We start from the raw sequence: 7,620 nt of genomic DNA on the forward strand, positions 1-7,620 counted from the left end.
GCCCGCTCGCCCCGGCGGGGGGTGCGGAGGCGCGGTGGCAGCACTCCGTGACCGGTCCGGCACGCCCCGACGTGGCACCCCCGGGGGTGCTACGACACGGATCACGGACCCGTCACGGTGCGCCGCGCGCCCGGGAGCGCTCTGGGAGATTCGCCCCACCTACTTCCCAGGGGGGCCATCCGGATGCTCCGGCGTGTCGAGTTCGTCGCCAACCGTGTCCAGGACGAGGAGGTGCCGCCGGACGGGGCCGCCCCCGCGCCGCGGCCGTCCGGCGGCCTGGAGGTGCTACTGGACCACGGGCCGTCGTTCCGCGGATCGGTGCGCGGCTACGACCGGGTCCAGGTGGACAACTACGTCGCCTGGGCCGAGAACGAGCTCGCCGCCGCCCAGCGCGAGCGGGAGCACCTGCTCGACCGCGTCGTCGCCTGCGGGACCGAGCTGGAGATCTCCCGCCGGCTCCTCGCCGAGCAGCCGGCCGGCCGCGAGCGTCCGTCGGTCAGCGCCCGCGTCGCCGAGGTCCTCCGCCTGGCCGAGGACCAGGCCGCCCAGGTGCTCGACGCCGCCGAGGCCGAGGCCGCGCAGCTGCGCGCCGACGCGCGCCTGGAGGCCGACGCCCGGCTGCGCAAGGCGCACGAGATCAAGGAGCTGGCGATCGACGTCGCCGACCAGCTGCGGGTCAACGCCCAGCGGGACCGCGCCGAGGGCACCGCCGCGCTGGAGCAGGCGCAGGCCCAGGTCGCGGAGCTGCTGCGTGCGGCGGCGGCGGAGCGGGACCGGCTGGCCGCGGAGGCGGCGGCGGAGCGGGACCGGCTGGCCGCGGAGGCGGCGGCGGAGCGCGACCGGTTCGCCGCCGAGGCCGCCGCCGAGCGCGAGCGGGCCGCGGAGCAGGCGCAGCGCGAGCGGGCCGCCGCCGACGACGCCGCCCGTGCCCACCTGGCCACCCTCCGCGCGGAGGTCGAGGACCTGTGCCGCCAGCGGGACCAGGCGCGGGAGTCGTTGCGCTGCCTGACCGACCGGATCGGCGCGGCGCTGCAGGCCGTCGGCGTCCCGCCGGCCGAGGAGCTGGCGCTGCTGGGGAGCCGCCCGGAGCCGGTCGGCTGACGGCGTGGCGCAGCCGCCGGTGAGGTGCCCGGCCAGCGGTGATGAGAGGCTGGCCGGGACGGTGGATGCACCGGGACGTGGGAACGAGGAGGTCAGCGGTGAGCGAGGTCCGTGAGGTCGTCCGGATCGAGGGTGGCGTCGTGGTGGGGCACGACGGCTCCAAGTGCGCGCAGGAGGCGCTCCAGTGGGCCGGCCGACTCGCCCGCCGCGCCGACGTGGAGCTGCACGTGGTGCGCGCCTGGTCGATGACGTCCGCCCCGCAGCCCGCCAGCTGGGAGCCCGGCTACGTGCCGCCGCTGGCCGACTGGGAGCAGGCCGTGCGCGACGAGCTCGCCGCCCACGTGGCCGCGGCCGGGCTGGACCCCGCCTGCCGGGTCACCACCCACGTCGTCCACCGCGCCCCGGTGCCCGGCATGCTCGCCGCCGCGGAGCGGGCGAGCATGCTCGTCGTCGGTGCGCGCGGCCGCGGCGGCTTCGCCGGCCTGCTGCTGGGTTCGGTGAGCGACCAGCTGGTGCACCACGCCCCCTGCCCGGTCACCGTCGTGCGGACCGGCGCCCGGGGTCGCGACTTCACCACCGAGGAGGCCGGCGCCGTCGTCGGCGGGTGAGTCCGGCGGCCCGGTGCGCACGAGGGGCCTCGAGCCGCTCCGCCGGCCGGTGGGCCGCAGCAGGGCGCGGTACGACGGTCGGTGTCGCGGCTCGACCCGCGTGGCGGGCGGCTGGACCGGACGTGCGGCGGACCGGGCGTCCGTGGGCGCGTCTGCCCCCGATCCGGCGCACCTCGCGGATCGGGCCGGCCGGCGGTGCGGACCGCGCCGCTGTTCAGCCCGGCGACGGCGTGCCGTAGACCGCGGACAGCCAGATGCCGAGCAGCACCTCGACCACGTCCTGCTCGGCGACGGCGGGCCCGTCCCCGCTGAAGGTCGCGTAGAGCACGCGCTCGTTCATCGACGTGAGGGCGACCGCGAGGTCGCGCGCGGCGGGGCCGGGCGGCGCGGCCCCGCGGGCGCGCTCGGCGTCGATGGCGGCGGCCGACCGCTGCACCCAGCGCTCGACGACCGACGACCAGAGCGCGCGGACCTCGTCGCTGGTGGAGCGGGCCTGCGCCCAGGCGACGGTGAGCGCCCGGTGTGCGCGGAAGGTCTCGTAGTAGGCGCCGATCGCCCGCGCCCAGCCGTCCCGGGCGCCGGCCGCCGGGGTGTCGAAGACCTGGCGCATGGCCGCGTCCGCCTCGGCGACCACCCGGTCGAGCAGGGCGAGCAGGACGGCGTCCTTGGACGAGAAGTAGAAGTAGAAGGTGGGCCGGGAGATGCCGGCGCCGCGCGCGAGGTCGTCCACGGAGATGGCGGCCAGCGGCCTGTCGGCGAGCAGCCGCTCCGCGGTGGCCAGGATCGCCAGCTCGCGGTCGTCCCCGGAGGGGCGGGGCGACCGGCGGCCGCGACCGGTGACGGGCGGATCGGTCGCGGCAGTCGGCACGCGACGGAGGATAGCCACCGAGGAGCCGTTCTCGACACCCTGTTGACGACGTCGACATCGCGTCGATAGCGTCGGGTGCAGCCCGTGGCCGCCCGGCCGGCGGCGCGGACCGGGGAGTGCGATGTGACCACCGAGCACCTGGACGTCCTGATCGTCGGGGCCGGCCTCTCCGGCATCGGCGCCGCCTGCCACCTGGAGCGCGAGCGTCCGGGTACCTCCTACGCCCTGTTCGAGTCGCGGGCCGCGCTCGGCGGCACCTGGGACCTCTTCCGCTACCCGGGCATCCGGTCGGACTCGGACATGTTCACCCTCGGCTACTCCTTCCGGCCGTGGCAGGAGCCCGAGTCGATCGCCGACGGTCCCGCCATCCGCCGCTACCTCGAGGAGACCGCCCGGGAGCACGGCGTCACCGAGCGGATCCGCTACCACCACCGCGTCGTGCAGGCGGAGTGGTCCGGCGACGACGCCCGCTGGACGGTCACCGCCGAACGCACCGACACCGGCGCGACGGTGACCCTGACCTGCCGCTGGCTGCAGGTCTGCTCCGGCTACTACCGCTACGACCAGGGCTTCCGGCCGGAGTTCCCGGGGGAGGAGCGCTTCGGCGGGCAACTGGTCCACCCGCAGCACTGGCCCGAGGGCCTCGACCTGACCGGCAAGGGGGTCGTCGTCATCGGCAGCGGCGCCACCGCGGTCACCCTGGTGCCCAACCTCGCCGAGCAGGCCGCGCACGTGACGATGCTGCAGCGCACCCCGAGCTACGTGATGTCGCTGCCCGGCCGCGACGCGCTGGCGCAGAAGCTCCGCGCCCGGCTGCCGGAGCGCACCGCCTACTCCGTGGTGCGCTGGAAGAACGTGCTCACCAGCACCGCGCTCTACCAGCTCAGCCGGCGGCGCCCGGCGCTCGTGCGCTCGCTGCTGCGCCGCCTGACGCAGAAGCAGCTGCCGGGCTTCGACGTCGACACGCACTTCAACCCGCCCTACGACCCGTGGGACCAGCGGCTGTGCCTCGTGCCCGACGGCGACCTCTTCCGCGCGCTGCGGCGGGGGACGGCGTCCATCGTCACCGACCGGATCGCCGGCTTCACCGAGGACGGGATCGAGCTGGCCTCGGGGGAGCGGCTGGCGGCCGACGTCGTCGTCACCGCCACCGGGCTGAACCTGCTGCCGGTGGGCGGGATGCGGATCGTCGTCGACGGTGAGCCGGTCGAGCTGCCCGAGCGCGTCTCCTACAAGGGCATGATGCTCTCCGGGGTGCCGAACTTCGCCATGGTGATCGGCTACACCAACGCCTCGTGGACGCTCAAGGCCGACCTGGTCAACCGCTACGTGTGCCGACTGCTGGACCACCTCGACGAGCACGGCTACGCGTCGGCGACGCCGGTCGCCCCGCCCGAGGGCGGGGACGCGCCGTTCCTGGACCTCGCCGCCGGCTACGTGCAGCGCGGCCTGGCCGGCCTGCCGCAGCAGGGGCGCCGCGCGCCCTGGCGGCTGCACCAGAACTACCTGCGGGACGTCGCGATGATGCGGCGGGGGCCCCTGGAGGACGAGGGCATGACCTTCCAGCCGCGCGTGCCGGCCGCGGCCGACCGGGTCGTGGCGTGATGCGTCCCTACGCGTTCGCCGGCGGGACGGCGGTCGTCACCGGCGCGGCCGGCGGGATCGGCGAGGCGCTGGCCGAGGAGCTGGCCGGCCGCGGCAGCCACCTGGTGCTCCTGGACCGGGACGCCGACCGGCTGGCCGCGGTGGCCGACCGGATCCGCGCCGCCCACCCCGACCTCCGCGTCGCGACCCATGTGGTGGACCTCGCCGACGACGAGGCGACCGCCCGGGTGGCCGCGGCACTGGTCGCCGAGCACCCCGAGACCACGCTGCTGGTCAACAACGCCGGCGTGGCCCTCGGCGGGCGTTTCGACCAGGTCGGATTGGACGACGTCGAGTGGCTGCTGGCGGTCAACCTGCGCGCCGTCGTCCGCCTCACCCACACCCTGCTGCCGGTGCTGAAGACTCACCCCGGCGCGCACGTGGTGAACGTGTCCAGCGTCTTCGGCATCTTCGCCCCCGCCGGGCAGGTCGCCTACGCGACGAGCAAGTTCGCCGTCCGGGGCTTCAGCGAGGCGCTGCGCCACGAGCTGGCCGACGACGGGATCGGCGTCACGGTCGTCCACCCCGGCGGCATCCGCACCCGGATCGCCGAGAGCGCCCGCACCGGCGCGGGTGTCCCGGTGGAGGAGTACGAGAAGGGGCGCGAGCAGTTCAGCAAGCTGCTGCGCATCCCGCCGGAGGTAGCCGCCGCGCAGATCGCCGCGGCGGTCGAGCGCCGTCGTCCCCGGCTGCTGATCGGCTGGACGGCCAAGGTCCCCGACGTCCTCGTCCGCCTGCTCCCCGGCAGCTACTGGCGGCTGATCGCCCGGCGGGCGGCGCCGGCGCGCTGAGGCCGGAAAAGCGGTTGCCGCGGCCGGTAGAACGGGAGCCGTGACCCACCCCTCGCACCGGATCGTCGAGCTCGGCCCCGACGACGACCTCTTCCCCGACTGGTGCGAGGTGTGGGCCGCCGCGGCCCGCGACGCCCGACCCGACGACCCGCCCCGTCCGGCCCGGGAGCACGTCGCGCTCGGCCGCGAGCTCGTGGCGCCGGGCGGCTCGCGGAACGGCACCCACCGGGCGGCCCTGGTGGACGGCGCCGTCGCCGGGGCGCTGCGGCTGATCTTCCCCCTCCGGGACAACCCCTCCCTGGCGATCGTCGACCTGGCGGTGCACCCGGCCGCCCGACGCCGCGGGCTGGGCGGCGCGCTGCTGGCCGAGGCCCGCACGCTCGCCGCGGGGCACGGCCGCACGCTGCTGGTCGGCGAAGTCGACGAGCCGGCGCCCGGCGCGCCGGGCCGGGCATTCGCGGAGCGGCACGGCTGGACCCGCGATCTGGTGGAGACCCGGCGGGAGCTGGCGCTGCCGGTCGACGCCGACCGGCTGGCGGCGCTGGAGGCGGGGGCCGCCGCGGACGACGGGTACGAGCTGGTCACCTGGCGCGACCGCACCCCGGACGCGCTGCTGGCCGACCGCGCGCTGCTCGAGCGGCGCATGACCACCGACGCGCCGCACGGCGACCTGCCGGTGGGGGAGGAGGAGTGGGACGGCGACCGGATCCGCGAGTACGAGGCCACCTGCCTCGCCCGCGGCCGGACGGTGCTCAGCGCCGGGGCGGTGACCGGCGGCCGCCTGGTCGGCTTCACCGACCTGCAGGTCCCGCTCGCCCAGCCGGTGCTCGCCCACCAGGGCGGCACGCTGGTGCTGCGCGAGCACCGCGGCCACCGGCTCGGTGCGCGCATGAAGGCCGCCGCGCTGCGGGAGCTGGCCACCGGCTTCCCCGAGGTGCGACGGGTCAGCACCTACAACGCCGAGGACAACACCCCGATGGTCGCGGTGAACGAGCAGCTCGGCTTCCGCACCGCCGGCGTCCTCTCCTCCTGGTCGGCCCGGCTCTGAGCCGGGCAGCGGGGGCGGTCCGGGCCCGGTGCGGTTGACTGCCGGGGTGGACCGTCCCATCCCCGCGGAGTTCGTCAGCGCCCACACCCGGGCGGTGCGCCCGGACCTGGTGCCCGAGGTGGAGCTCCTGGTCGCGGCCGACGTCGTCGCCCTGTGGGAGGCGATGGAGACCGAGCACGGGCGCACCTCCACCGATCCGCCGTTCTGGGCCGCGGCCTGGCCGGGCGGGCAGGCGCTGGCGCGGCACGTCCTCGACCACCCGGAGCTGGTGGCCGGGCGCGCGGTCCTCGACCTGGGCGCCGGCAGCGGGCTGGTCGCCGTCGCCGCCGTCCTCGCCGGGGCGGACGCGGTGCTCGCCAGCGACGTCGACCCGTACGCGCTCACCGCCGTCACCGTGAATGCCGCCCGGAACGGCGCGGCCGGCATCACCCCGGTCGGTGACGTGCTCGGCGGGGAGCCGCCGGACGTCGGCGTCGTCCTCGCCGGCGACGTCTGCTACGACCGGGAGATGACCGACCGGGTGCTGCCGTTCCTGACCGCGGCCCGGGCGCGCGGCGCCGAGGTGCTGATCGGCGACCCGGGCCGGGTGTACCTGCCCGAGGACCGGTTGGAGGCGCTCGCGACCTACGACGTACCCGACACCGAGCCCGGGCCGACCGCGCCGGTGCCGGTGCGCCGGACCACCGTCTGGCGGCTGCCGTGAGCGCTGCCTCACGAACCGGTGCGGGCCGGGGGATTGTCACGAACGCGTAACGGTGGTTACCGTGGCTGGGCCCGGACGGTCGTCCGCTCCCCACCGGGGAGGGCTGCCGGGCGCCGCCGAGTCGCCCTCCGGGGTGAGCCGGGGACCCACCGCAGCACTGGGGTGAATGGGTAGGGAAGCGCTTCCCCCACCGTCAGCTAACCCGGTAGGCGGCAGACGGAAGAAACGGAGAGCCGCCGCATGGCGAGCCCGCGGGCCCACCTTGCACGGAACCGCAGCCGGTACGGAGCCTCGCGCGCGCCTTCCCCGCGCTGAGCGCCCGGGCGCCCGCCCTATCACCGCTGCCACTCGACCACCCCCCGCAGCGGCGCCGCCCCGCGCGGTCCGCCGTGCCCTGCCCCTGGAGCAGTCCCACCCCATGAACCTCCGCCCCACCTCGATCACCCGCGCTCTCGGCCGCACCGGCGAGCGCCGCACCACCCGGTCGGCCCGCCGTCCCGCCCTGTTCCTCGCGGTCGTCGCCGCGGGCGGCATCCTGGCCGGCGTCGTCGTCGGCAACGAGCCGGCCGCGCAGGCCGAGCCGGAGCTGGCGTCGGTCAGCGTCGCCGAGCAGCTCGGGATCCCCACCGGGGCCCCGGCCGAGGACGCGGTCGAGTCCGCCGTGCAGGGCCTCGCCCCGCTGGCCGCCAGCCGCAGCCAGCGCGCCGCCGAGCAGAGCGCCGCCGCCGAGGCCCGGGCCGCGGCCGAGCAGGCCGAGCTCGACCGCCGCGCCGCCGAGGAGGCCGCCCGCAAGGCCGCGGAGGAGGAGGCCGCGCGCCAGGCCGCCGAGGAGGCCGCCCGCGCCGAGGCCGCCCGCC

The 7,620-nt window shown here is 76.9% G+C and carries 7 protein-coding genes, 1 pseudogene and 1 riboswitch; of the genes and pseudogenes, 7 read left to right on the forward strand and 1 reads right to left on the reverse strand.

Annotated elements, in window-relative coordinates; all coding sequences use genetic code 11:
* Positions 1-183: 183 nt before the first annotated feature.
* Positions 184-1,101 carry a DivIVA domain-containing protein gene (locus E9529_RS05870; protein WP_236830188.1) on the forward strand — a complete coding sequence of 306 codons (918 nt, stop codon included), beginning with the start codon at positions 184-186 and terminating at the stop codon, positions 1,099-1,101.
* A gap of 98 nt (positions 1,102-1,199) precedes the next feature.
* Complete coding sequence (locus E9529_RS05875) at positions 1,200-1,709, forward strand: universal stress protein (protein WP_236830189.1); 510 nt, start codon at positions 1,200-1,202, stop codon at positions 1,707-1,709.
* Between the two features lie 214 nt (positions 1,710-1,923).
* Here the strand turns inward: E9529_RS05875 and E9529_RS05880 are convergent, their stop codons facing one another.
* Positions 1,924-2,577, reverse strand: coding sequence for a TetR/AcrR family transcriptional regulator (locus tag E9529_RS05880; RefSeq protein WP_236830190.1), 654 nt, complete (start codon positions 2,575-2,577; stop codon positions 1,924-1,926).
* A 123-nt stretch (positions 2,578-2,700) separates the two neighbouring features.
* Here E9529_RS05880 and E9529_RS05885 point away from each other — a divergent pair, with 123 nt between their 5' ends.
* From E9529_RS05885 to E9529_RS05905, 5 genes and pseudogenes are all read left to right on the forward strand, one after another.
* Positions 2,701-4,182, forward strand: a complete 1,482-nt coding sequence (locus E9529_RS05885; protein WP_236830191.1) for an NAD(P)/FAD-dependent oxidoreductase — start codon at positions 2,701-2,703, stop codon at positions 4,180-4,182.
* Positions 4,182-5,012, forward strand: a complete 831-nt coding sequence (locus E9529_RS05890) for an SDR family oxidoreductase (RefSeq protein ID WP_236830194.1) — start codon at positions 4,182-4,184, stop codon at positions 5,010-5,012. The genes E9529_RS05885 and E9529_RS05890 overlap by 1 nt, the downstream gene beginning before the upstream one ends.
* A gap of 40 nt (positions 5,013-5,052) precedes the next feature.
* Entirely contained in the window at positions 5,053-6,060 is a 1,008-nt protein-coding gene (locus tag E9529_RS05895; protein WP_236830192.1) for a GNAT family N-acetyltransferase, read from the forward strand.
* A gap of 46 nt (positions 6,061-6,106) precedes the next feature.
* The gene (locus E9529_RS05900; protein ID WP_236830193.1) at positions 6,107-6,763 is read left to right on the forward strand and encodes a methyltransferase; all 657 of its coding nucleotides are present in this window, start codon (positions 6,107-6,109) and stop codon (positions 6,761-6,763) included.
* A gap of 104 nt (positions 6,764-6,867) precedes the next feature.
* A riboswitch (cyclic di-AMP (ydaO/yuaA leader) is annotated at positions 6,868-6,990 on the forward strand.
* A gap of 191 nt (positions 6,991-7,181) precedes the next feature.
* Positions 7,182-7,620: pseudogene (locus E9529_RS05905) on the forward strand (lytic transglycosylase domain-containing protein); the annotation flags it as partial.

This window comes from Blastococcus sp. KM273128 (genome assembly GCF_021698975.1).
GTDB lineage: Bacteria > Actinomycetota > Actinomycetes > Mycobacteriales > Geodermatophilaceae > Blastococcus.